This is a genomic window from Tenacibaculum litopenaei (assembly GCF_964514025.1).
Lineage (GTDB): Bacteria > Bacteroidota > Bacteroidia > Flavobacteriales > Flavobacteriaceae > Polaribacter > Polaribacter litopenaei.
The window spans coordinates 120,144-143,986 of the sequence record NZ_CAZEQT010000005.1 but is presented as its reverse complement, the minus strand read 5'-3'; the positions used below and the strand labels follow the sequence as shown (position 1 = coordinate 143,986).

The 23,843-nt window shown below is 39.2% G+C and carries 22 protein-coding genes; 9 read left to right on the top strand and 13 right to left on the bottom strand.

Annotation, left to right across the window (positions count from 1 at the left end; translation table 11 throughout):
* Window positions 1-63: 63 nt before the first annotated feature.
* Window positions 64-4,056, top strand: coding sequence for a collagenase (locus ACKTS5_RS07990; RefSeq protein WP_408043339.1), 3,993 nt, complete (start codon window positions 64-66; stop codon window positions 4,054-4,056).
* An 87-nt stretch (window positions 4,057-4,143) separates the two neighbouring features.
* Here ACKTS5_RS07990 and ACKTS5_RS07985 read toward each other — a convergent pair whose 3' ends face one another.
* The 5 genes from ACKTS5_RS07985 to ACKTS5_RS07965 all read right to left on the bottom strand — a co-directional run bounded on the left by ACKTS5_RS07985 (window position 4,144) and on the right by ACKTS5_RS07965 (window position 13,330).
* A complete protein-coding gene (locus tag ACKTS5_RS07985; protein WP_408043338.1) occupies window positions 4,144-4,311 on the bottom strand; it encodes a hypothetical protein in 168 nt (55 codons plus the stop codon).
* A gap of 2 nt (window positions 4,312-4,313) precedes the next feature.
* A complete protein-coding gene (locus ACKTS5_RS07980) occupies window positions 4,314-9,761 on the bottom strand; it encodes an immunoglobulin-like domain-containing protein (RefSeq protein ID WP_408043337.1) in 5,448 nt (1,815 codons plus the stop codon).
* 159 nt (window positions 9,762-9,920) lie between these two features.
* A complete protein-coding gene (locus ACKTS5_RS07975; protein WP_408043336.1) occupies window positions 9,921-11,561 on the bottom strand; it encodes a tetratricopeptide repeat protein in 1,641 nt (546 codons plus the stop codon).
* Window positions 11,562-11,623: 62 nt separating this feature from the next.
* Window positions 11,624-12,403 (bottom strand): DUF481 domain-containing protein, encoded by a 780-nt coding sequence (locus tag ACKTS5_RS07970; RefSeq protein WP_408043335.1) that lies wholly within the window; start codon window positions 12,401-12,403, stop codon window positions 11,624-11,626.
* A 162-nt stretch (window positions 12,404-12,565) separates the two neighbouring features.
* Window positions 12,566-13,330, bottom strand: a complete 765-nt coding sequence (locus ACKTS5_RS07965; protein ID WP_408043334.1) for a hypothetical protein — start codon at window positions 13,328-13,330, stop codon at window positions 12,566-12,568.
* 331 nt (window positions 13,331-13,661) lie between these two features.
* Here ACKTS5_RS07965 and ACKTS5_RS07960 point away from each other — a divergent pair, with 331 nt between their 5' ends.
* The gene (locus tag ACKTS5_RS07960) at window positions 13,662-13,922 is read left to right on the top strand and encodes a hypothetical protein (protein ID WP_408043333.1); all 261 of its coding nucleotides are present in this window, start codon (window positions 13,662-13,664) and stop codon (window positions 13,920-13,922) included.
* A 59-nt stretch (window positions 13,923-13,981) separates the two neighbouring features.
* On the top strand, window positions 13,982-14,602 hold the full coding sequence (locus tag ACKTS5_RS07955; RefSeq protein ID WP_408043332.1) for an MBT domain-containing protein: 621 nt from the start codon (window positions 13,982-13,984) through the stop codon (window positions 14,600-14,602).
* 243 nt (window positions 14,603-14,845) lie between these two features.
* Here the strand turns inward: ACKTS5_RS07955 and ACKTS5_RS07950 are convergent, their stop codons facing one another.
* From ACKTS5_RS07950 to ACKTS5_RS07920, 7 genes are read right to left on the bottom strand one after another with little or no spacing between them, the layout of a single operon-like run.
* Window positions 14,846-15,934, bottom strand: a complete 1,089-nt coding sequence (locus tag ACKTS5_RS07950; protein ID WP_408043331.1) for an FAD-binding oxidoreductase — start codon at window positions 15,932-15,934, stop codon at window positions 14,846-14,848.
* A gap of 4 nt (window positions 15,935-15,938) precedes the next feature.
* The gene (locus ACKTS5_RS07945; protein WP_408043330.1) at window positions 15,939-17,132 is read right to left on the bottom strand and encodes an aromatic ring-hydroxylating oxygenase subunit alpha; all 1,194 of its coding nucleotides are present in this window, start codon (window positions 17,130-17,132) and stop codon (window positions 15,939-15,941) included.
* Window positions 17,122-17,529, bottom strand: coding sequence for a DUF2147 domain-containing protein (locus ACKTS5_RS07940; protein WP_408043329.1), 408 nt, complete (start codon window positions 17,527-17,529; stop codon window positions 17,122-17,124). Before ACKTS5_RS07940 ends, ACKTS5_RS07945 begins: the two co-directional genes overlap by 11 nt.
* Window positions 17,530-17,536: 7 nt before the next feature.
* Window positions 17,537-18,499: a sterol desaturase family protein gene (locus ACKTS5_RS07935; RefSeq protein ID WP_408043328.1), complete on the bottom strand. Its 963-nt coding sequence runs from the start codon at window positions 18,497-18,499 to the stop codon at window positions 17,537-17,539.
* Between the two features lie 57 nt (window positions 18,500-18,556).
* Window positions 18,557-18,799 carry a hypothetical protein gene (locus ACKTS5_RS07930; protein WP_408043327.1) on the bottom strand — a complete coding sequence of 81 codons (243 nt, stop codon included), beginning with the start codon at window positions 18,797-18,799 and terminating at the stop codon, window positions 18,557-18,559.
* The gene (locus ACKTS5_RS07925; protein ID WP_408043326.1) at window positions 18,792-19,052 is read right to left on the bottom strand and encodes a hypothetical protein; all 261 of its coding nucleotides are present in this window, start codon (window positions 19,050-19,052) and stop codon (window positions 18,792-18,794) included. The genes ACKTS5_RS07930 and ACKTS5_RS07925 overlap by 8 nt, the downstream gene beginning before the upstream one ends.
* Window positions 19,053-19,066: 14 nt before the next feature.
* On the bottom strand, window positions 19,067-19,360 hold the full coding sequence (locus tag ACKTS5_RS07920; RefSeq protein ID WP_408043325.1) for a DUF6787 family protein: 294 nt from the start codon (window positions 19,358-19,360) through the stop codon (window positions 19,067-19,069).
* Between the two features lie 150 nt (window positions 19,361-19,510).
* Here ACKTS5_RS07920 and ACKTS5_RS07915 point away from each other — a divergent pair, with 150 nt between their 5' ends.
* Genes ACKTS5_RS07915 through ACKTS5_RS07890 form a run of 6 tightly spaced genes read left to right on the top strand, consistent with a single transcriptional unit; the run spans window position 19,511 to window position 23,164 of the window.
* Entirely contained in the window at window positions 19,511-19,894 is a 384-nt protein-coding gene (locus ACKTS5_RS07915; RefSeq protein WP_408043324.1) for a hypothetical protein, read from the top strand.
* A 1-nt stretch (window position 19,895) separates the two neighbouring features.
* Window positions 19,896-21,041: a hypothetical protein gene (locus ACKTS5_RS07910; protein ID WP_408043323.1), complete on the top strand. Its 1,146-nt coding sequence runs from the start codon at window positions 19,896-19,898 to the stop codon at window positions 21,039-21,041.
* A 1-nt stretch (window position 21,042) separates the two neighbouring features.
* Window positions 21,043-21,387 carry a hypothetical protein gene (locus tag ACKTS5_RS07905; protein WP_408043322.1) on the top strand — a complete coding sequence of 115 codons (345 nt, stop codon included), beginning with the start codon at window positions 21,043-21,045 and terminating at the stop codon, window positions 21,385-21,387.
* Between the two features lie 7 nt (window positions 21,388-21,394).
* A complete protein-coding gene (locus ACKTS5_RS07900) occupies window positions 21,395-21,940 on the top strand; it encodes a YceI family protein (protein ID WP_408043321.1) in 546 nt (181 codons plus the stop codon).
* Window positions 21,918-22,307 (top strand): hypothetical protein, encoded by a 390-nt coding sequence (locus ACKTS5_RS07895; protein WP_408043320.1) that lies wholly within the window; start codon window positions 21,918-21,920, stop codon window positions 22,305-22,307. The genes ACKTS5_RS07900 and ACKTS5_RS07895 overlap by 23 nt, the downstream gene beginning before the upstream one ends.
* Window positions 22,292-23,164, top strand: a complete 873-nt coding sequence (locus ACKTS5_RS07890) for a DUF5777 family beta-barrel protein (protein WP_408043319.1) — start codon at window positions 22,292-22,294, stop codon at window positions 23,162-23,164. The genes ACKTS5_RS07895 and ACKTS5_RS07890 overlap by 16 nt, the downstream gene beginning before the upstream one ends.
* A 57-nt stretch (window positions 23,165-23,221) precedes the next feature.
* On the opposite strand, the gene ACKTS5_RS07885 is transcribed toward ACKTS5_RS07890, so the two are convergent.
* Complete coding sequence (locus tag ACKTS5_RS07885; protein ID WP_408043318.1) at window positions 23,222-23,782, bottom strand: Crp/Fnr family transcriptional regulator; 561 nt, start codon at window positions 23,780-23,782, stop codon at window positions 23,222-23,224.
* Between the last annotated feature and the right edge of the window lie 61 nt (window positions 23,783-23,843).

Sequence of the window (23,843 nt, the reverse complement as noted above, 5' to 3'; positions counted from 1 at the left end):
AATACGTATCAAAAACATGATTATGATTTAGTTTTAATACAGAAACTATAATCATTATTAATCATGAAAACTTCAACCCTTCTAAAATTTTCAACAAAACAGCTAAAGCTTTTTGCTATTCTGTGCGTTACTTGTGCGAGCATGTCCTTGCAGGCACAAAGTAATTCGACAGCACCCCACACGCCACATCAGCATTCTGACAAATGCTCGAGAATGTTGCATCGCGATCAACAACACAAACGACAAGACCGGGCGCCAACTCCTCCTAGCAGTACGTTTACCGACCATCAGTATGCAACGGCTTCTCGAGTCCTAGGTAAAACCAGCCCAACCTGTGATGCGGGGAATGACGGTTGGTCTCGTTTGTCGCCTAGTGGATTAGTCCGAGAGCTCAAATCGGTATATGACTATCAGAAGTGTTTTAGCGCTTGGTACCAATACCACTCGACGTATACTCCACGCATATTTTCAAATGTGAACGTCGCTGCCGTGGCGCGAGAAATGTACAATATTTCCATAGCTTCAAACGGTACTTATAATTCGGGAATGTACGGCTTAGTAGCCTATTTACACGCCGCTATTTACCACGAATTTTACCAGAGTACGGTTAGCTTAGATACCAATTCAAAATATTGGATTCGTACCGCTTCAGAATCGTTTAGCCAAAATGCTCATTTGCTTGACCATTCAAAGGCAGCCCTCGATATTTTAGACGAATACCTCATCATTTTAGACTACGATGGACTTCGACATCGACCGAGAATCATCTCCTTAATGAAAAATATTATGAGGCGACTAGTGGTCAGTAAATCGTGGAAAACCATTAATGACAGCTCTTTATTACGAAGCTATGCACGCGCGTATAACCGTGTGTTCTTTGCCTATTTCAGAGGTAATCAGGATTCCGATTTTAAAAACGCTATCAATGGAGATCGCGATTTTTTTAATCTACTTTATCAAATAGGTACAGATCAGGAGTTAAAAAACAATGCTACATTAGGTTTTATGTCTGGCAATGCTGTACTAGAGCTTACTCGTATGGCAAACGACAGTAATTTGCTTGACGATGTAGAACCTCTAGCAGCTCAGATAGCAAAACAGCACCCGCGCTTAAGTGTTGCCTGGTTGCGCTGTGTCGAGGCCATTAATAAGTACGGGGACTGTAACCGCTACAACCTTTGCGAAAACGTCGCTCAGCTAAAAACGGAATTGGAAAATTTCTTGTTCCCCAACAGCTATACTTTTGACGATGATAAAATGCGTATCAAAACTCCACTTGCGGAAAACGAAGTACAGGAATTATACCATGCTGCTAAACAGGTTCAAAATCAATTTTTCAGATTAATACAGACAGACCAACCCGTTACAGGAGACTCCAATGAGACCTTAACCATGGTAGTCTTCGGATCCAAACAAGCCTATGAAAATTACGCTACCTATTTGTATGGTATTCCCACTAATAATGGAGGAATGTATATAGAACGGAGAGCTACTTTTTATACTTGGGACAGAACAGTAGGTGTAGAAAGTTCACTTTCGTTAGAAGCCTTGTTTAGACATGAATACGTACACTATTTACAAGGACGTTATCTCATTCCTGGATTTTGGGCAGAGACTGACATGTACAAAAATGATCGAATGGTTTGGTACGAAGAAGGTATGGCCGAATTCTTTTCAGGAGCGACCGATACCGACGGAATCAAACTACTTGCCAGCAATGTCCGCGTAGTCCAAAACAATACAGGAAAATGGCCTTCATTAAGTACTGTTTTTAACTCGAGCTACACCAGCGGAAATTTCCATCATTATCACTATGGTAATATGGCGTGGTACCATTGGTATTTAAATGATTTTGGCAAATTAAAGACCTTTTTCGATTTGACGAGAAGTGACGATGTTCAGGGATTTGACAATTTGGTAAATAATCTTCGATCAACAGATCACTCTCGCTTTAACAACTTTCTGCAAAAAGTGAGTAATGGAACTGTCACCGGTAAAGAACCCAGTACAAACTGGTTAGACGATCGAAAAATTGCCATTGGAAATCCCGCAGACATCAAGACGGAGTTTATCACGCTCACAGGGAATTCATCCATAACAACAGGCATAGATACCCAGGCAAAAAATAGACGCTTTAGAATAGATGGAGTGCTTGAGGGTAGCACGCCTACAAACAACAATGCAACAGCTGCTAAACAATTGCATACCTCACTCGACAATTTACTCAAGCAATTACGCCAAAACCCATTGCTGAATAACTTCCAATATACTGTGGGGTATTTTACAAACATTGACATCAGTTCAGGAATTCCTAAAGCTAGTTTCCGAATTTCAGGCCCTTTGAGAAACTCGGGGACTCCTGACCTACCGGCTGCAGATTTTACTGTCGCAAATCCCTTGACAATTACTGGCGGGAAAATTGCATTCACCAGTGAAACCTCTGGTTATTTAGCTTCTATTTCATGGGATTTCCCTGGAGGTAGTCCTACTCAAATAACCAATCAGACTACTCCGTCCATTCAATACAACCAAGCAGGAACTTATGATGTAAGCCTCACTGCCACCGGTAAAAACGGACAACAAGCCGTGAAAACAAAACAGAACATCGTTCGCGTGTATGACAAAAATAAAATGACCTATTGTGCTGGCTCAGGCGCTCAAAATAACTTATACATACGCGAGGTACGCTTGGGTAGTATACGCAACGTATCGGAACACGAAAGCTATGGCGATTTCAGCAATCAAGTAACGGCACTAGAAATTGGAAAATCTGATACCCTGACTATCGATCTCAATCAATCGCACTGGGCCTATAATGCTATAGGTGCCTGGATAGACTGGAACAACGATGGTGATTTTGACGATCCTAATGAGCAAGTACTCAAAGCCTATAAGGCAGGCCCCTACACCAGTGTAATCACGCCTCCGAATTCGGCTGTAAACGGTACGACCACACTTCGCATTCGAGCCGCTTATGGAAGCGAAAGCAAAATTACCCCCTGTGGTTCTGATTCGTATATGGGAGAGGTTGAAGACTATTCTATCGTCATCAAGGGAAGTACAGGAGTCATACGCCCTCCTATTGCTAATTTTTCAAGTAATACGCAACGTATTTTGGCAGGAGAGTCCGTTAATTTCACCAATACTTCTTTACATACGCCAACCGAACTCTTATGGACGTTTGAAGGTGGAACTCCAAATACAAGTACTGCTAGTACTCCCAGTATTAACTATACACGTCCAGGAGTTTATAAGGTGAGTTTAAAAGCGACAAACAGCGCGGGTACTCACACCAAACTAATAGACCAATACATAACTGTAGAAGAAAATGTTAATTATTGTACACCAAGTACTGCGCTCAATTACAATTCCATTACGAGAGTACAGCTAGGAAGCATCGACCAGCAATCTACATGGTCGGCTAATGGTTATCACGATTATACGCAGCAACAAGGAACTAGCTTAGAAAAAAACAACAGGTATACCCTGAGTGTACAAACCCAGCACGAGCATTGGTCGGGAATTGATGTACAGGTATGGATCGATTGGAACAAAGACGGTACCTTTGATGCCAGCGAACGAAGCTATCACCGACGTGGCAACGGACCTTTTACAGGCCAACTTGCAATACCTAACTCGGCACAATTAGGAAAAACACGTATGCGTGTGCGCCTCGCTTACGGAAAAACACCTGATGCTTGTATGCAAGACGGTTATCAAGGAGAAACAGAAGATTATACTATTACCCTTGTGGACACAACAGGAAGTACATTGGCTCCTCGAGCAAACCCTACAACAGCAACGGCAGAATTGCTCCTGTATCCGAACCCAAGTACTACTGGGACTGTCACGCTGCACCTATCGAGTGGATTTACTCCCGGAACTCGTTTCGAACTCGTCGATTTAAAAGGACAGCGTCATTTAGCAGAGCACATAGAAGCTGCTGGAGTTCAAGAGCTCCAACTTCAACTGCATCAGTTAACTCCCGGTGTCTATTTTATCAAAGTGCATACCGAAACACAAGTGTTTACAAAGCGAATTCTAATTCATAAATAACAAATAAAAAAAAAGACTGTACATGTACAGTCTTTTTTCTATTTACAATACAACTCAACAACTGTATTGATGGGGGAAAAAGAACTATTAGAAGTTCTCGCCGGGGGAATCTGGGCTCTGTGCCTGTGCTCTTTTAGGTTGTAAGATTAAAAAGGTACCTGCAGCCGTCATACCGACATACTTAGCAATAGTACTCAACTTAGCCAGTGCCTGTTTTCTAGAAATTGTATCCGTTTTATTTTCTGAGGGTATCATATTTACTTAATATGTATTTTAAGGGTTTTGGTTTGGTGTTTTGTGGTGATATTGAACAGGTATACTCCCGAAGCCAATTTTGGTAATACTACCGTATTTTCTGCTGCAACAGTCTGAGTATTTCTTGCTATTTGAGCTCCAGACAAGGCGTAAAGTCGCCATTCTAATTCACCGCTGTCAGCACCGGTAATCACAATTGAATTCAATTTGTGTATCAACTGTAATTCACTTACCTCCGGTTCACTCAATGCAACATCTCTACCTCCTATATGTAATTCCAATTCACAAGGATTACAAGTAAGATCTTTCAAATCTATGTGTTTAACTCCGGCAGCAGGCAATGACAAATAACTACCAGATGTTGGATTGAAGAGCTGTATCGCCGTATTTGGAGGAATATTTTTCGCGGTGAATTCTATACTTCCCGAATGATGTGTCTTATTTATTACCGTAATTGGTAATACCTTCTTTACCTTCCAATCATCTGATAACGATTGCACAGCGAAACCGATATCAGCTCCAGAAATTTCTCTTGGCAAATGACTAAACACATCAAAGTCAGCTCCATTAAAGTTTCCTAAATCATACCCTGGATCGAGATCTAACGTTCCTCTCTCATGAAACAAAAAAGCCGTGAATACCTCTCTTTTATTTGATACTAACTTCAATTGAATGGTAGGAAGGCTCGATCGCTGAAACGAACTCCCCACCAACGGAATCGACTTTCTCAATGCTTCTTGAAACTGTAGGTTATTAGCACCCGTTGCTGTTTTTACAAAGAAGGCTTGTCCGGGAGCCAAGTATTTTTCTGCTGTTACACCAGAATTTGGAATGTATTTTTGCTGAGTGCTATCCCAGGTATATACTGCTTGATACACAGGGTCTAGCTCTCCAACATTTGTACTCAAAAAAGTTTCTCCAACTGGGCTATTTACAGGATAATATGCTGTATACGGATTACCCAAAGCTCGCCACGATGAACCGTTCACTGCTACGTTATGGTTTCCAGTTGTAAGACTCCCGGTGAAGTGCAGTTTCCCATCGGTCTCTCGAGAAGCTGTATATCCTTTACCTACTTCAAATTGTAATGAACTAGATACTAAATCCGCCGCTGTATAATACTGCCATTTTTCACCGGTAGAACGCTGATCATCATAGGTTGCAACAGCATAACGAATTGGATTTACAGTACTGTTAGTACGGATAGCATTATCTAGGTTTGCAACAAATGATGCTATTCGCTGCCCTTGCACAGGTGAAGATACGAGGTGCCAGTTATCCGCCAGTAAACCACCTCTTTCATAGGTTACCTGCCCTGAGGCTGCTCCACGTACTAGGAGTGTTCCACTCGATAATTTTGAAGATGCTATACGTATCTCTCCCTCATTGTTCATCGTTTCGAGTACAGTCAAACTACCAGTTGCCGTCACTTCCAACGAGGCCCCTGCATAGAGATGTATCCTTTTTATACTGCCAGCATTTTCTGAAAGTACCGATTTATTAAGGGTATTGGTTATGATAACCTCGTCTGTAGCTACAGGAACAGCAGTTCCTGTCCAGTTATTCGGATTCGACCATTCGGTACTGCTTGCACCCGTCCAAATTGCTTGATTCGGTCCTGCAACCACATGTACTTTCCTTATCAGTTCCTCAGCAGCATTACCATGAGCATCTCTGGCATTGTATCGTACATCATACACCCCAAGTACCTGTGTATTAACAGCAGTATCATCAATACTGACAGCACTTCCGTCATCAGTGGTAGCCCCTAATTCACGATAAACAGCTCCGAAATTTTGATATTGAGGATTGTCACCTATCAAAGTAATCACAGGAGCAACACAGTCCACACTAAAACTTGCTGTATCATCTTTTGTCCAACTGCTTAAATACCCTGCTGTATCATCGTCCACTTGGATACAAGTTAGACTAGCATTTCCCGATAAATTAACACTCGTCAAATTGGCGTTATTACCATTTGCTATATTTAAGGAAATCAAATTATTATCTTCCACCTGAACCTGTTGTAAATTGGGATGCGCTGATAAATCCAATCGAGCTAGTTGATTATTTCCTAGCAGTAAGGACCTCAACACTGTATTTTTACTGAGATCGAGGCTGGTTAAACTATTTTCACGACACTCCAAGGTTTCCAACTTAGAAAGTGCTGAAAGATCAAGAGAACCCAAAGGGTTTTCGGCTGTTATCAATCGTATCAATCCGGTATTTTTACTCAAATCCAATGCATTGAGTTCATTATCCTGTAAACTGAGAATGGTTAATTTTAAATTCTCACTCAAATCAACCGTTTGCAATTTGGATCTTCTACAAATCAAAAACTCTAAATTTTTAAAATCTTCAATTCCTGTAAGATCAGCAATTTCTGTATCTTGAATTATTAAAGTGGTTTCGGCAGCAATCAATTCTGTATATACCTTTTGATCGTTAGCTATGCCATTTCCAAAACCTCTACTTTCCAACAAGCTTTCAAAGTGTGTATCGGGAATGTGAGTTGTTTTACAGTAATTGGCAAAACTGGCCGTGACATCTTTGTCCCAACTACTGAGGTAACTCGCAGTGCTATCATCTACTTGAATACAAGACAAGTTCGGGTTCCCTGTAAGGTATACCTCCATGTCTCTCGAATTGTTTCCATTTTTTAAGTTAACAAACTCAAACTTGGCATCCTTCCCTTCAAAATATTCAAGCAAGTTAAGTTTTGATAAATCCAATTCGGTGATTGCCGTATTATTCAAATACAATTCATCAATTTTAGTCGAATTGCTTAAATCAATGGTAGTCAACGCAGTATTGTCTGCCCCAAATTCCTCTAAATTACTATTGGTCACTAGACTGATACTCGCTATTTGTGTTCCATTGATAAACAAAGAGGTAAGGTTGCTAAGTACACTAACATCGAGAGAGTTCAGCGGATTGCGCTCACAACTCAAGGTAAGCAGGGCTGTATTTTTCGAGACATCCAACGTCGTTAACATGTTATCCGTAGCATACAATCGCATTAACTTGATATTTGCACTGATATCAATACTCGATAACTTATTTTGGGTAAATCGCAAATCCGTCAATTCAGTATTCTCAGAAACATCTAAAGTGGTCAATTCATTGTAATGTAAAGAAGCATGTGCTAGCTTTTTATTGGTACTCAAATTGAGATTTTTCAAGGCATTATTAGTGGCAACCAATCGTGTCACCTGTTGTAGACCTTGAATATTGAGTTGTTCTAAGCCCATATCTGAACAATAAATTTCCTCCAATTTCTTGTTTGAAGAAAGATCCAAGCTCGTGACTAGATTGCGAGAGCAGGTCAACCTTTGTAAGTTTTCGAATCCCTCAATTCCAGTAAAATCCGTGATTCCTTGATTGGAAATATTTAGAATCGCAATGTTTTGAATACGCTCCGTCCCGACTAAATTATCATTAGCGATACCATTTCCCATACTGGTTTTATCGCCAAAGGCAACTGGAGCTCCTCCTTCAGTATGGGTTTCTAAATACGCTTCAAAATTATCGTCCGGTACACTCGTGGCACTACAGAATGTACTGAAGCTCGTTTGCCCATCAACTTGCGTCCATCGGGCAATAGCATCCGTCGCATCATTAACAGCGATACAGGTAAGTCCTGGATTATTTCTGGCATCGAAATCCGTTAGGTTTGCCGCTTGTCCATTTCTTAAATTAAGGCTTGTTAATGCGTTGTTTTGACAGCGTACAACTTCTAGATTAGGAAAGCTGCTCAAGTCCAGTTCCGTAAACGCATTCCCATCTAAATACAACTCATAAAGGTCCGTATTACTCGTTAAATCTATGGTGGTCAACTTACAGTTGGACGCATATAAATACCACATTTCTGGATTTTGACTCAGATTTACACTCGTTATCGGAGTATCCGAGATATCCAAGTCATACAACTTAGGGTTCTTACTCACATCAATACCTGTGATAGCCGTGTTTCCGGCAAGTGATAAGGTATGAAGCTCTGGATTGTTTTGCGTATCAATACTCGACAACTGATTGCGCTGACAGGTCAACATTTTTAATTTTGATAATTGGCTAATATCTATAGCAGTTAACTCATTGTCACGAAGAATTAACTTGACAAGCGCAGTATTGGCTGACAAATCAAGGGTTGTAAGCTTATTTTCATAGGCAAAGATCTCGGTTAGCTTGGTAAGCGTTGTAAGCTCCATACTCACGATGTTATTTCTATGAACAAATAATTTTTCGACATCGGTAAAAATCTCCAACCCGGTAACATTCACAATGGATTGGGCCGCAATGTTTAACTGACTTACTCCTGCAGCCGCCGCAGTTCGAATAAACGCGTCATTGGCAATTCCATTCCCCAAACTATTCAAGGCTCCTACCGCTACAACATTCCCTGCCGCATCATGCGTTTCTAGGTAGTTTTCAAAATTGGCATCAGGTACTGAAGTTTCTCCACAGTGCAGGCAATAAGTAGCTCCATCTACACGCCATAACACCAAACTAGACATAGTAATATCATCGACTAAAACTTCTGTCAAATCGTAATTGGCACGTGCGTCAAAAGTTCCTATTAGCTCATTTTTCCCATTGCGAACATCTAACAACTGCAGTTGATTGTCTGCAACTTGTACTTGAAACAAGTTTGTGTTCTGTTTCAAATCCAAGCGCGTAATCTTATTGGTCGTCAAATACAAATTCTTAAGGGAAGTGCTGGTCGTTAGGTCGATACTTGTCAATTGATTATTGGCCAAGCTCAACGTTTCTAAGGCATTGGTTCCTTCTAAATTTACCTCAGTAAGGGTACAATTTGAGGCATACAGCGTTTTTAGTAAGGGATTATTGCTCAGATCCAGACTCGTTAATCCGGTATCTTGAACTGTCAATTCTGTCAATTTGGTATTCTTTGAGACATCCAACGTAGTCAATGCCATATCATAGGCATAAAGGCTCTTTAGTTCGGTATTCTTTCGTACATCCAAGCTCGTCAATCCCGAATTGAACACCCATAATTTCTCAAGGCTTACCAGACTCGTCAAATTCAAATTTTGCAAATTCGTCGTATTCTCAACCTGTAAGTGCTTTAACGAAGCATTGTTTAATACCAAACTCGTTAAGCTCGAATTGTCATGACAGGTTAACTTCACCAAAGATGTATTGGAACTAACATCTAAACTCGAAAAGGAATTGTCTCTACAAAACAGGTTTTGCAACGCGCTAAAATCAGCGATTCCTGTCATATCTGAAATTCCCTGACTTGAAACATCCAAACTCGTTATAGCTGCAATACTTGCTGTAGTTACATAATTGTCATTTGCAATGCCATTTCCTAAACCATTGGCTTCTAAATACGCTTCAAACTGATCATCTGGAACATAGGTTTGCTGCCCAACAACCGACAAGAAACTGAGTGACATAAGCACTGTCACAAGAATTCGTTTTTTCATCTAGTCAAAATATTATTGAAGATTCCCCTCATTTTGGGGCAAAAATATTTTTCCTAGTAGATTAGCCTTATTTTTAATGGTGGCAAAAAGTGGCAACACACACAAACACCTAACCATCAACAAATTAAAAACAACACTCTAAACTCAAATAAAAATTGATTATCGCAAATTCTGAATGAATTTCTCTAACTCTTCTCCTGTTTTGAGTCCCATTTTTTTTCGTATTCGATACCTGGTCGACTTTACAGCATCCAAGCTTGCATTCCTCACCGTCATAATTTCCTTAATTGATAAGTTGAGACGAAGTAGTGCACAAATTTCTCTTTCGGTCTTACTCAACTTCGGATATTTTTCACGCAGTAACTTATCAAATCCCTTGTTAGCTTCCGTAATTTTATTTTGTAGCGAGGAGTGTTTTATTTCTGTGCTTATCTGTAGCTGTAATTCTGTAAGTACAGAATTCAAACTCTTTTTTAACCCTTCAACAGTATCTTGGTTTAGTTTACTTTTTAACTGCTCTACCAATTCTTGTTTGAATACCAATCGCATGGTATTATCAGCGATTAACCGATTTGCTTCTTCTTCCGTATTTCTCACTTTGGCATCGAGTAACTCCTTTTGCAATTGCTCCTGCGCCAATTTTGCTTTGTAGGCTTTGGTTTTGATTTTGTTATTCACGTATACCAAAAAGCCGATGACAATACCTCCTCCAGAAATTACCAATAGTAACACAAAATACAGCCATTTTTGTGAGGCCTCAGCAGCTGCTATAAGCTCCATTTCACGTTTTTCTTGTTCAAACTTATAATTGAGTTCCAACTCCTGCACCTTTTTCACATTTTCGATATTAAAAATAGAATCAGAATGTCGGTTAAATATACGGTACTCGTAATACGCCTTTTTGTAATTATTCAGCTTGGCGAAGAGATAACTTCGCCTGAGATACCCCTTAGCAATCAAATCTCTAAACTGCTGATTTTTTGCAACTATCAGTGAGGAATCTATGTACTGTAAAGATTGTAAGTAGTCTTTTTTTCCTTTGTAAACGTTCGAGGCATTTCTGTAAGCAACACAGAGAGAATACAGCTTTCCATGCTGTTTGGCATGCTGCAAGTTTTCGAGGGCAATACGTTCCGCTTCTTCGTAATTTTTTAGATTCAAAAACAAGGCTACTAAATTGTTATTAACCCTTCTTACATCATCATAACTCGATAGCTTCTGAAAAAGCGTTCTGGCCTTATCGTAGTATATTTTCGCGGAATCCAATTCTTTAGATTGACGGAAAGATACTCCCATCATATTGTAACCGGCGGCAACACCGTGAAAATCCTCTAAGGGTAATTTGATAGCGATTGCCTTTCGATAGTGTTCTAAAGCTTTGACATGGTTATTTTGATAGCGGTACACCATCCCGATATTGTGCAATACATCAGAACTATTCCATGCATCGCCATTACTATCGTATATACTTTTAGCTTGCAAATAACTAGCTACTGCCTCAGGAAATTTGGCTTCTCTACGCAATACAACACCCTGAATAACTAATGCCTTGGCCAACTGCTGTTGTCCGATACTGTCTGTTGGCGTTTGTAGAAGTTGAAAAACCTTTGACAGTTGTGCTTTTGCTTTGCTAAAATTACGTTCGTATTCTATTTCTGCGGATTCCAACAACCGATGTACCTCATCAGTTATTGGCTCTGTACTAGGTAATGTTTGGTTTAAATTATCTTGAATTGGCTGTTGCCCAAAAGTACTCAGACTACAGCACACAAAAAAGGTGGCAAGTATCACTCGAATCATCACCACAAATGTAAGTATTAATTTTTGAAGTTATTAACCTAGGTTAAGAATGCGGTTTATGACTAGTCAAAACTATACGTCAACCCATTAGTAATTCGATACTGTTCTTTGGGGATACCAATAGCAGGAAAGGCGTCGTACAAATACTTAACACCGATGCTCAATCCTAAGTTCTTTACGATTCCTATAACGACCTTGCTATCATTACTAATTCTAAAATCACTCCATTTATTCAGGCGAGGTTGAAAATAGGTAGTACTTACGATGGAAATATTCTCCTTCGGAAACAAACTAAACGATAGGTAACTACTATTTCTGAAGTCTCTGTTACGCACATTTTCAAGTGCATTTTCGATTTTCTCATACTCAAACATCAATGCAGTTCCCAAAAAGAAATTATACATTTCTGATTTAGACACTTTAAACCGCGGTCCCGTTCCGATGAGCCCTCTAAAATCAATTGCTGATATTTCATCGAACTGACTTTGAACGAATCCCTCCCAAGCGAATGACTTTGAAAATCGATAATTATAACGAAAATGCTGAATTCCCTTGTCTACTAAATTCTTAGCGTTTACTTCCTTAAAATTAATCTCATTGATGAACAAGACCAAATGTTGTTTATACAAGTATTGTACTTGAAGGGTATTGCGTAAGTTGAATAAGGTATTCTTATTTTTAATCAAGTTGAAAGAGAGGCTCGCATTTCCACTCCACCTCGATGTATCACTCACACGTCGCAGTGATTCTACATTTACAATCTGTGCCTGCGCACTCAAAGTTCCCAAAAACAAACATCCTACTACTAGGTAAATCCAACGTGATTTTTGTGCTATTTTCATGTCTAATTTTTCCATCTTTCCCTGAATGACAACTCGGTACTCAGAGGCTATTATTCGAGGGTAAAATTAACGAGAATCCTAAGAAATCACTAACAATTTAACGTTAATGAGGCCGTGTTTAAAAGTACAAAACCAACCTATTGATTTCAAGCAAGTTTGAAGCTAAAAGCCCGAAACAAGTAGACGTCGAGCACCTCGAATTCCACATTTTTGGTATTTGTGATAGGCTTGTGCTGCCTGTTCTCGGAGTTCATCGTTCGACTTGTTGTTTAACCAGGCATCGATTGCGGCGACGAGCGTGTAGGCCTCAGGAGCCATTAAATTCGTTGTCCATAATACAGGAGTCACCGCCAGTTTTTGAAGATAAGGTTTAAAATAACGCTTGCTAAAACAAGCCAAAATTATAGCCTCTTTTTTTGTAGCTGTCCCCTTCCTAACTGGTGGACTCACTGTAAACTCCATAAGCCCATCGTGTCCTATATAGGCTAAGAGCTGGGCAGCACCTCCAAACGACAGCTTCTTCCCATCGTTATGTATAGTTACTACATCCTCTGAATTTAGTGCTTTTAAATAAGCTTCTGTGCAGTTTTTTATAGCCGCACCTTTATAAGCATCCGCCAACAAATACGCATTTTTTGAACGATGCTTAAACAGCAATCGTTCCAAAACGATCTCGGAAGGTCTATGTATTTTCTTTACCAAAATCCACTGTTTAGCTTTGTATTTTAAAAAGGATTTCACACCATAAGCTGCTCCCCAATAGAGGTTTGTTTGAGGTTTTTCACCATTGCCCAAAGTTGCTGGAACGGGAACAATGCCCTGATTTACATTATCACATAGGGCCACAAAAACATGTATCGTTTTTACTTCTTGCGCATTTATGGTTGATGAGTAAAAAACCAAGAACGCTATATACCACTTTTTCATAGACTTCTTAATTGAGATTTCCTCCTAAATAACGAGAATCGCCTTGTATTATTTTGTGTTTGTCGAGTGAATGCCTTATTTCTACTTTTCACAACATCCTGTTATACTAATTTTCTGGCAACGAAATACAGCTTTAAAAATCATAGCTCCAAAAATCAACAATCACATAAAAAATTAATATTTTCAAGTCTTCTTTATTAAGAAAACGACACTCTGCACTTTTGATTTCACAAAAATTATCATTTCATACCTACCCGATAAAACCTTTTCTCTTTTTTGGGGTCTAAGCAGCGCAATAGAACATTTATCACTTAACTAAAAACATCATATTATGGCAATGTATTCCATCGCTAATAAGTCCGGTATTTACGAGGCTGATTTAGAAAAACTGCTAAGAGGTCAGGCCTCACATAGCATTGCAGCCAAGCTCCATGTTAACGAAGCAGAATTACAACGATTTTTAAATGGCGAAGCAGTTTATAACGTCGCTAAAAGGCTCAATGGCATATATGAATCAGATTTGCGCACGTTGTTTAACAAAACGAGAAAGGAAGTTGCTATCGGTATTGTAATCGGAGTACTACTATCCTAGTCATCGCAAATTAAAGCAGTCATCGATTACTTTACAACAAGCTAATCCACATTAACATTATGAACAAAGAACAAAATACTCCTTACAATTACGACCAGTGGTTTTCTTCATTAACTCCAAACACAAAATGTATGGCAGCATATGAAGGCAGTTGGTATGAAGCTATAATAATAGAAACAAACAACAATGCTGAATGGGTTAAAATCACCTATCCTTCATGGGGATCATCCTGGGACGAAAAAATCGAGAAGTCCAGTAATCGGTTAAGACCCTTAACTATCGAAAATTCAGAAGTTGTCGACGAACAAAACTTTTTAGACAACTTAGCTATAGGACAGCAACTGCTTGCTGAATCTGAAGGTGCTTGGTACAAAGTGGAAATTACCAATATTAACGGACCTACCGTAACCGTCACTTGGCTTGGATGGAACTCTAGTTTCGATGAAGATATCGATATGTATAGTAATAGGCTCAAACCATTAGACTCAGAGCATGGTGAGCAGTACGGTACACAAAATGGTCAGCTTAATCTAGATGATATATGCAATAATATGATCGAAAACTTTGAAGAATTAACAAACTATATACGAGGCCTAGAAAAAGCGAATACATTACTCAAAGCAAGAATTGAAAACATCGAAAAGAAAATGAATATCAATATTTCTAAAACGAATTCTTAATAGAGGCGTCCCTCCCTAATAAGAGCTAATAATAAAAGAAAGACTTTTCTTTCTGATTTCCTAAAACCCACAGAAGTTCACTACTTAAAAAAGTCTATTATTCGCATTAAAAGTAAGTACTTCCGTTGTCCCTAGGCAACAACATTAATTAGTAATTCATATTTTGGGCACCTTGGAAGGTGCCCAAAAATCAAACATAAAAAATTCTTCCTCCTAGCAGCTATTTCTTTAGGATACCTCAACTTACTTTTCTCGCTCAAATACTACTTCAAGCTTCTTCGAATTTGCTGTACTCTGGCAAGAAAGTATCCAACCTGCATTGAGCTCTTCTTCGGTAAGTACTGAATTGTTCGCCATCAACACCGCTCCTTTGACCAACTTACAGGCACAGGCCCCACAAACCCCACCTTCGCAGGAATACGGGGGGGTTGCTCCACTATTGAGCAAAGCCTTCAGTATCGTAATTCCCTGTTTAAGCTTTAATTCATACACTTGCTCATCGATATACACCTTAGCTGTCGCAGCCATACCTCCTTTTGATTGTACGTCAGTACCAAGATTTCCAAAACGTTCTATGGCAATTCGATTTTCTGGTACATCCATACCTAATAATCGCGCTTTGGTATTCGCGATCATACTTCCCGGTCCGCAAATAAAATACAAGGCATTTTGTGCATAAGGTGGGTATTCTTTTATAAACCAAGCTATGTTTATGGCGTCAACACGTCCCTTGCGATAAACAAAATCGGTTTTCGTTGACCATAGTTCACTCCAACTGCGAATGGGTTGACTAAGTAGGTATATAATTGTAAATCGATCCGCAAAACGTTCACTCAAAATTTCCAAATCACCTTTAAACATAATTTGTTCTTGATTTCGATTGCCGTACAGCACATAAACTCGACTGTAAGGTTCGACACTCAAAACACTTTTTACCATCGATAAAATGGGAGTAATTCCGCTACCGGCAGCAAAAAAATAATAGGATTTGTATTGGGTTGAATCGAGTTCAGCAGTGAATCTTCCCATGGGAACTTCCACTGCTAAATAATCTCCAACTTTCACTTCCTCATTGAGAAAACGGGACATCCTCCCGTTCTTCACCTTCTTTACTCCTATTTGCACATAGGAATTGTCAGTTATATCATTACAAATAGAATAGGAACGGCGCAGAGATTCTCCCTCCAAAGTATGAATAATTGTGAGAAATTGCCCTGGCTTAAAATGAAAGGCTTTTTTTTCAGCCAATGGAATTTTAAAGAAGAGAGATACTGCCTCTGCGCTTACTTGTTCCTTTTTCAGAACTTCTAATTTGAAGACTTTCTTTTTCATAAAATCATATTTCCGCTCCGTGAGCTACCATCCATTTTTTCACTTCTTCCTGAAATCGAACTATTGCATACTCACCGCGTACAGCTCTTGCTCCCACACTAAACCTAGGAGAGTACAAAGACTTTTGTTGCTGCTCACATGCAAAAACATCTTCTGCCATAAAATCACCAGAAGCCATAGGGTCATTGCTATCCCCTTCGTATTTCCCCTGCCCTCCGTAACGTTGCCATAGCTTATTTGCTGAGGACTTTGCATACTGTTTGGTAAACTCCCATTCTGACTTATTGGCTACTTTCGTTCTTATAACTACCAATGTTCGATCAGCAGCTAGTGGAATTGCATGAAACGTATTCCATTGAGCTTCCCCTTCTGTGATTCCTATATTTGGGAATAACCAAGGTACATAAGCCCCTATTCGCTCTCTAGGCACACTCTCTATCAAAGGAAATTGTGCCGCATTATCCACGTCTGCCAAATAATCTGGTATCAAGGGTTCGTAAAACCAATAATGAGGACCTTTCCATCCGAATTCAGCCTTTTCGTGATCGTACATGTTTAGGGTTCCTGCATGCAAATGGGCCAAGTGATAATGATCGATGTAATTTTCGACCACAATTTTCCAATTGGCTTTTATTTCTTTGGTATAGAAAGGTTCAGGTCCTTTTTCTCTATACTCTACTAGTTCTTCAACTTTGTGAGGACCTAAACAAGGGGCTACTTCCCCAAAAAAATCCATGATATTCGGGGCGTCCTTATCGGGGTGGACAAAGAGCATTCCTTTAAAAATATCTACCGAAGCTTCGTGTAAATTAAGCCCGCAATCTTTTAATTTACCCTCGCACAAATCAGGGAATTCACGCTCTTTTTTGGGAACGCTTAGCAGCTCTCCTTCTAGGCTATACGTCCAGTCGTGATAAGGACAAGTAATTGCCTTCTGCCCTTTCCCTACTGCTCTGAGTAGCTGAGTCCCTCGATGCCTGCACATGTTGTGAAATGCCCGCAATCGATAATCACGACCTTTTACAATAAAAATATTATTTAAACCGGCCTGCACGGAGATATAATCTCCCGGCTCTTGAATATCTTCAACGAGCCCTGCAAATTGCCAAGTTGTACTAAACAACGTTCTCATTTCTAAATCAAACCACTGTTTACTGGTATAAGCCTCTACCGGCAAGACATGCATCTTATTTCCCATTGCTTTTCTCTTCTTCTTTTACACGGTTCCAAATTTCTGTATATGGTTTTCCTTGATAGGTCATTTTAACTTCCAACAAATCTTCTTGTTTTAGCACTGCATTAATTTCGTAATACTTCCCATCAATGCCATACAACTTTCCTTTGCTGTACCCATTCTTACCAGGAACTAAATCGGTCAACACATAACTCGGTTTTTTCTTTTGTTCCCTGAGTTCCTGTTCACCATCGTTATAATACTTAAGCTTTCCAAAGATTTTTCCTTTAAATGAGATCAACTCATAGGTGGCCTGGTAAAATTCACTTTTCACCTTCCACGTGCCTTCAATAGGATCTTGTCCTTTTGCACAGGAAACTGTTAACACAAGGCAGGCCAGTATTGCTATAAAATTTTTCATCTATTTCTTATTTATCTTTTACTACAGGTAGCCAATCTGGGGGTTTTACAAACACCAGTAATTTATTTTTCATTCCCTTGACTTCACTTACTTTTTTAGCCAATCGAGTCAGTCCATGGAAAAACACTTTAAAAGGATTTACACTCTCTAAAGGTTCTGATATACCATAAACTACAGTTTCTTTTTCCGGTTCGAAAGTCCCAAATAAGCGATCCCAAATAATTAAAATCCCTCCATAATTCTTATCCCAATACTGCCTATTTGAACCGTGGTGTACCCGGTGATGGGAAGGAGTATTAAAAATAAACTCCAAAGGTTTTGGTAATTTCCCTATAATTTCCGTGTGCAAAATGGCCTGAAATGTTTGCACAAACAGCTCGGAAGCCAACAGCAGAAACGGATTAAAGCCCAATAAAACAGTAGGAAGTGAAAACAATAATGGAAAAACACTATCCAGAGGACCAAATCGATACGCCACCGACATATTGAAATAAGGAGAACTGTGATGCACGGTATGAGTGGCCCAACCAATTCCGATGCGATGCATTAAACGATGTTCCCAGTAATACAAAAAATCAGCCATTAGTATACAACACCCCACAGTAATCCAATTCAATGGCAATTCAGGAAATATACTGTAATACGAAGCGTACATGTACAATTTTGTCACTAGCAGCAGTCCTAATCCATATTCTATTAGCATAAACGCACCGAGGGTTATACCGTTTGTTAAGGCATCGAGCACAATATTCAACTTCAGGCGTTTTAACACCAAATACCTAAGCAGTTCTACGACAAAAAATGGAATAATCACATAGACTATGCTAAGGTCATTTACCAAGTAAAAAAGGTATTCCACATACTCACTATTGAGTTCGGTAATCTGCCAATTCAGGTTTGCCCAATGTGCTCCTCCAACAATGGATACTATGCAAATCAAAGCGTAAACCAGTAATCTAACTACATTCATAATTTGACTATTTTAGTTACTACAAAAATCTATCAATTCCTCAACATTTTCTTTGACCTAGGTCAAAATCGAGAGGTGTTGCGCTATGGTGTATACACCGATCGTCATCCAAATAACTAACAAGCTCCAGTAGAGTTTTGGGTGTTCTTTTTTGGTTACTGTTTCTACAAAGTGAATTTCCTCGGCACTCAACATGTGCCATAGGGTCATTCCTACAATGAACCCCCAAAACCAATTCCATTCAAAAATTACGGCTCCTATTAGCATTCCTACGGCCAAGACCGTTTTCCATTTATCCATAGTAGTAATCTTTAGCAGTGAATACCGTTGCTATAGACAGTCCTGCAAAGAATAACCAAGTGCATACAATAATCCAAAACAACCAGGGGTGTTCACGTTTCGTGATAGGTTCAATAAAGTAGGTTACACCTGTGAAAATATCGGGGATTACCCAAAACAAAAACAAGCAACCCCATGCCCACTCCCAATTCATGAGGACTGATAGGTACATTACAATTAATGCTATAACCGTTCTCCAAGGTTTCTTAGCCATGCTTCTTAAAGATACTAAATTTTAAGACCAAATCGACGTAACATCTTCTTTTCCATCGTCCAAAAAAATGCAAATTGACCAAACAACCAACCGTAGGTTACTAATAATAACTGGTAACACACAAAGCTGGTGATGACAAACACGGGATAGTACAACCAAGGACTCATGATTTCATTATTGATCCCTATCCACTTCAAAAACGGACGTCCCACTGCAATAGATGAAGATCCTGTGATGGAGAATACAAAAAGTATGATCAACACTTGTCTTGGGCTCTCTAACTGCCACTTATTCATTAATTTTTTCATGTAAATGTAGGTTTGCTACAAAAGTAAATTCCTTTCGTCACACAGACTTTGACCTACATCAAAATACACGCAGCGGAAGGATTTTGATATAAGTCAAAATTTATTTTCATCAAGCTTAGCAACTTTGCCACGTAACAAAGAAACTCTCAGATGAACAAAACGTACTTAATTCTTATCACAGTATTTTTCTCATCCTGTCAAAAATCACCTGATGAACGCATTTTTGGTGACTGGAAAGTAGCCAACAACTACTATACAGCTGATTACAAAATTGAACGTACCGAGCGCGGAATCACCGCCAAAGTCATGTATTACGACGATGGCACTACGATTTTAAAAGCCACCCATAGTGATCAAGACATCTACATTCCGTCACTGCACTATAAAGATGGCGAATACGTCGATGCTGTATCAGGTGCAACGCAACAAACACCGAGTATTCGTATTAAAATACGCAATACGGATAGTTTAGACGTCACCAAATACGTGATGCACAAACCCATCAAAGAATATTGGACCAGAAAAATAGATTAATATGAAACTTTTAAAACACACCCTAATTATTGCTTTACTCACCTTAACGAGTTGCGATAATACTGTTAGGGATATTACGGGAGGAGCGAACAATCAATCTCCTACACCAACACCAGAAGTGAAACCTTTTAATATCAATACTGATGGATTTGATTTTTTAGCAAAAATGCAAGGACATTGGGTAGGTACCAATCGCGTTATCGCCGATGACTACGCTTGGTTTGGTTGGGACTATCGCGCAATTTCACCATCTCATCTACACGGCATTCACGAGGGAGGAAGTTTGGGGAACTTATTGACCTCATTTTTTGTAACCAACTACAAAAACACGAGAACATTAATGGCTCGAAATGGCGGTTTATTAAACGGCATTTACCGTACCAGCTATTTCGTACTCGACAAAGTAGAAGACAGAAATCAGGATGGTAAATACTATCGTTTTGTCGATGCTGTGGGGGGTACTGGTATTATGTATTTTGAGTTGCGATTTAAAGATAACGAACTGTTTTTTAACTCGTATACCAGTAACTTAGGCAATAGGGTTCCTACGCGTCACATGACCTTTAAAGGTACCAAGCAACACCCTGAATTAGCAGCCGCTGCTGCACAGGCCACAGGTTTTCCTAAAAATGAAATTGATACTGGTTTAGATTTTGCCAATGGTTTTAATGAAAACAATCTGTATGTAGAAAAAACAGGAGACAAACCAAAATCTGCGACGTTCTTGTCACAAAATTCGGCAAACGACGTGTATGAACTAGCTCCTTTATCAGGTGATCCGTACACTATTATCAACCACCCCTACCTAGGAACCTTAACCGTTCAACTTACTCGCGGAACCGCTATCAAAGACAGCAATCTATTAGTTTACCTGTCGAGAGATCCTTTAACAGATAACTCTGGATACTTTTCAAGTGTCGCTGGAGCCTTTGATACCTTGTTACACTTTCCGGAATTGGAAAATAAAGAAAATTCCATGTTGTTCACCTACCTGCATCCCGGTACTTACTATGTAACGGTCATTGCGGATATGAATAAAGATGGATCGCCCAACACCGGTGATATTTCGAGTATTTCACAACGCATAACCATTGGAGCAGAAGAAAACAAAACCGTAACTGTCAACACCATTAATGTACAAAACTAACATGAAAAAATACCACACCATCGTTGCATTGGTACTGCTATCCTATAGCTGTACTACTGCAGAAATTCCAGAAGCAGCAAGCATTACTATCGACAGGAAAGTGACCTACGAGCGCGATATTAAACCCATAATGTATACCAATTGCCTCACCTGTCACAGTGCTGTCAACCCCAGAAATGGACTTATTTTGGAAACCTACCAACAGGTAAAAGCGTCAGCAAGTACCGGTACTTTAATTCAACGCATGAATGATGCTGCGAACCCTATGCCTCAAGGAGGCTTATTAACGCCAGACAAGAGGGCTTTGGTAGACAAATGGAAATCGGATGGTTATTTAGAAAACTAACACCTACATGAAAAAATATATTTTACTTTTCGCTTTAGGGCTTATCGGACAATTGATGTACGCCCAAAAATACTACACGCGAACAGGGAGTACACATTTTAACTCATCTGTTGCAACTTTTGAACCCGTCGAGGCAATCAACAACAGCACAACTGTAATTCTCGACAGTAACTCGGGAAAAATGGCGGCTCAGCTTTTTGTCAACGCCTTTCAATTTAAAGTGGCTCTTATGCAAGAACATTTTAATGAAAATTATATGGACAGTGATCAATACCCAAAAGCGAGTTTTACTGGCCAACTCGATAACTTTGATACTACAGTGCAAGCGACTCCTAAAAGCTATACACTTTCTGGAGTATTAAAAATTCGAGGCGTTGCAAAAAACATCGCGACTATCGCCAAAATCCGACGAGAAGGTGATACCCTTATCCTAAGGGCTAATTTCTCAGTTAAACCTGAAGAATTCAAGATTAAAATCCCAAGTATCGTTCGAAAAAAAATAGCCAAAGAAATCAAAATCACTCTGAAGTATGAACTGGTCAAAAAGAACTAGAAGTTATGGTCTGATACTAAGTATTACCCTTCTTATTGGGGTATACTGTAGCTATGTATTCCTGTTTAGTCCTCCGCAAGCTATCGAAAATGCAGCTGTAGACTACAGCGGACCTAGTGAAGCCCTCCTACAAAAAGTATCGAACAACCATAGTAATTGGAAGACTCAAGTTGTAGCTATAAGCGGTACTATTAGCAGTATCGAGCAACAAGGAATCATATTAGATCACAGTATTTTTTGTCAATTCAAAAACAGTGATGACTTAAGAACTATTAAAACAAATCAACGGATCCAAGTAAAAGGTCAAATTGTGGGCTACGATGACCTCCTCGGAGAATTAAAAATTAAACAATGCATAGTATTATAAAAAATATCACCATCGCAGCTGGGCTATTCATGAGCTTTCCGCTGTGTGCTCAAGAAGATTTACTTTCTGAAATCGATCGTGAATCGGGTAGCACTCCCCTATTTAGTTCACCAGCATTCAAAGCACAACAAATAGGAAATTTACAATCTACAAAACTAGCGGACAAAGGAGACCTATACTTAATTGTTTCTCATAGGTTTGGCTCTTTTAAAGATGGTATCGATGAATTTTTCGGTTTGGATCAGGCCAATACGAAAATACAATTGACCTATAGCTTTTGGGAAGGAATCCAAACGAGTTTAAGCAGGGATAGTTTTGAAAAAACCTATTCGGGAAGTTTAAAAGTTCGCCTTTTTCAACAATCTACACAAATGCCAGTAAATCTCGTTGGATATGCCAGTGTGGATATCAATTCTGAATTAAAAAAGGCCAACTATCCTTTGTTAAAATTTGCTGACCGTATGAGTTTTACGTATCAACTACTCGCTTCGCGAAGATTTAGTAAAAAACTATCGGTACAAGTGGCACCAATTTTTGTGCGACACAACCTACAGGATTTAAATGCGACAAAGGCGCGTACCCACAATCAATTTTTATTAGGACTTGGGGGCCGTTTAAAAATTAGCAAGCGCATGAGTCTCAATCTTGATTACGCTTATAATTTTAATAAGTCGCGTAGTTCCATTTATAACAATCCATTGACTTTGGGGCTAGATATCGAAACTGGAGGTCATGTATTCCAGTTGTTGTTTAGTAATGCTAGGGGTAGCAATGACAGTGCTTTTTTAACCAAAGCACAGGGAGATTGGGCCAAGGGAGACATTTCTTTTGGGTTTAATGTTGTACGTGTTTTTTAACCCAATTTCCTTTTCATTTGAATGTCAAGACTTTCTCTTCACAGAGAAAGTCTTTTTTTATTTTCCTCGAATGCGACTCAGTGTCTCTTGACTAATACCCAACATAGAGGCAATATGTCCTAGGTTCGCAATCTGAAGAATTTTAGGATAGAATTCTACAAGTAGTTCGTACTTTTCTTTAGCTGTTAAAAAATAATAGCCTTTGTAAAAGTCATCAATCGTTGCAATTTGTTCTTCGATCATCAATCTTCCAAAACGTTCTAGTTCTGGGTATTTTTCATATAGCTCTTGCCAATCGTCATAAGAAATAGCAATAACAACAGTATCACTAGTGGTTTCAATATATTCGTTTGCCGGCTTTCTAAAAATATAACTGTGCCAAGATGTTACCACCGACATTTCAGGATAGATCCAATGCGTAATATCTTTTCCTTTTTGAAAAAAATACGTCCTCACCGTTCCTTCCTTTAAAAAGTACAAATGTCTACAGGTTCTCCCTTCCTCTACCAGCAATTCATTTTTAGCATAACTAATTTGCACGGCAACTTCTTCTAACGCTCTTTTTAATTCTTCATTTAATGGGATGTATCCCTCTATGTAGGCTATAAACTCTTGCATAGTGCTAAATTACAAATTTCATTGATTTGCATAAAAAAAACAGCAATGAGAATTGCTGCTT

Coding starts and splice junctions, on each gene's coding strand:
- ACKTS5_RS07990 (WP_408043339.1), top strand. CDS start 64: ATGAAAACTTCAACCCTTCTAAAATTTTCAACAAAACAGCTAAAGCTT.
- ACKTS5_RS07985 (WP_408043338.1), bottom strand. CDS start 4,311: ATGATACCCTCAGAAAATAAAACGGATACAATTTCTAGAAAACAGGCA.
- ACKTS5_RS07980 (WP_408043337.1), bottom strand. CDS start 9,761: ATGAAAAAACGAATTCTTGTGACAGTGCTTATGTCACTCAGTTTCTTG.
- ACKTS5_RS07975 (WP_408043336.1), bottom strand. CDS start 11,561: ATGATTCGAGTGATACTTGCCACCTTTTTTGTGTGCTGTAGTCTGAGT.
- ACKTS5_RS07970 (WP_408043335.1), bottom strand. CDS start 12,403: ATGAAAATAGCACAAAAATCACGTTGGATTTACCTAGTAGTAGGATGT.
- ACKTS5_RS07965 (WP_408043334.1), bottom strand. CDS start 13,330: ATGAAAAAGTGGTATATAGCGTTCTTGGTTTTTTACTCATCAACCATA.
- ACKTS5_RS07960 (WP_408043333.1), top strand. CDS start 13,662: ATGGCAATGTATTCCATCGCTAATAAGTCCGGTATTTACGAGGCTGAT.
- ACKTS5_RS07955 (WP_408043332.1), top strand. CDS start 13,982: ATGAACAAAGAACAAAATACTCCTTACAATTACGACCAGTGGTTTTCT.
- ACKTS5_RS07950 (WP_408043331.1), bottom strand. CDS start 15,934: ATGAAAAAGAAAGTCTTCAAATTAGAAGTTCTGAAAAAGGAACAAGTA.
- ACKTS5_RS07945 (WP_408043330.1), bottom strand. CDS start 17,132: ATGGGAAATAAGATGCATGTCTTGCCGGTAGAGGCTTATACCAGTAAA.
- ACKTS5_RS07940 (WP_408043329.1), bottom strand. CDS start 17,529: ATGAAAAATTTTATAGCAATACTGGCCTGCCTTGTGTTAACAGTTTCC.
- ACKTS5_RS07935 (WP_408043328.1), bottom strand. CDS start 18,499: ATGAATGTAGTTAGATTACTGGTTTACGCTTTGATTTGCATAGTATCC.
- ACKTS5_RS07930 (WP_408043327.1), bottom strand. CDS start 18,799: ATGGATAAATGGAAAACGGTCTTGGCCGTAGGAATGCTAATAGGAGCC.
- ACKTS5_RS07925 (WP_408043326.1), bottom strand. CDS start 19,052: ATGGCTAAGAAACCTTGGAGAACGGTTATAGCATTAATTGTAATGTAC.
- ACKTS5_RS07920 (WP_408043325.1), bottom strand. CDS start 19,360: ATGAAAAAATTAATGAATAAGTGGCAGTTAGAGAGCCCAAGACAAGTG.
- ACKTS5_RS07915 (WP_408043324.1), top strand. CDS start 19,511: ATGAACAAAACGTACTTAATTCTTATCACAGTATTTTTCTCATCCTGT.
- ACKTS5_RS07910 (WP_408043323.1), top strand. CDS start 19,896: ATGAAACTTTTAAAACACACCCTAATTATTGCTTTACTCACCTTAACG.
- ACKTS5_RS07905 (WP_408043322.1), top strand. CDS start 21,043: ATGAAAAAATACCACACCATCGTTGCATTGGTACTGCTATCCTATAGC.
- ACKTS5_RS07900 (WP_408043321.1), top strand. CDS start 21,395: ATGAAAAAATATATTTTACTTTTCGCTTTAGGGCTTATCGGACAATTG.
- ACKTS5_RS07895 (WP_408043320.1), top strand. CDS start 21,918: ATGAACTGGTCAAAAAGAACTAGAAGTTATGGTCTGATACTAAGTATT.
- ACKTS5_RS07890 (WP_408043319.1), top strand. CDS start 22,292: ATGCATAGTATTATAAAAAATATCACCATCGCAGCTGGGCTATTCATG.
- ACKTS5_RS07885 (WP_408043318.1), bottom strand. CDS start 23,782: ATGCAAGAGTTTATAGCCTACATAGAGGGATACATCCCATTAAATGAA.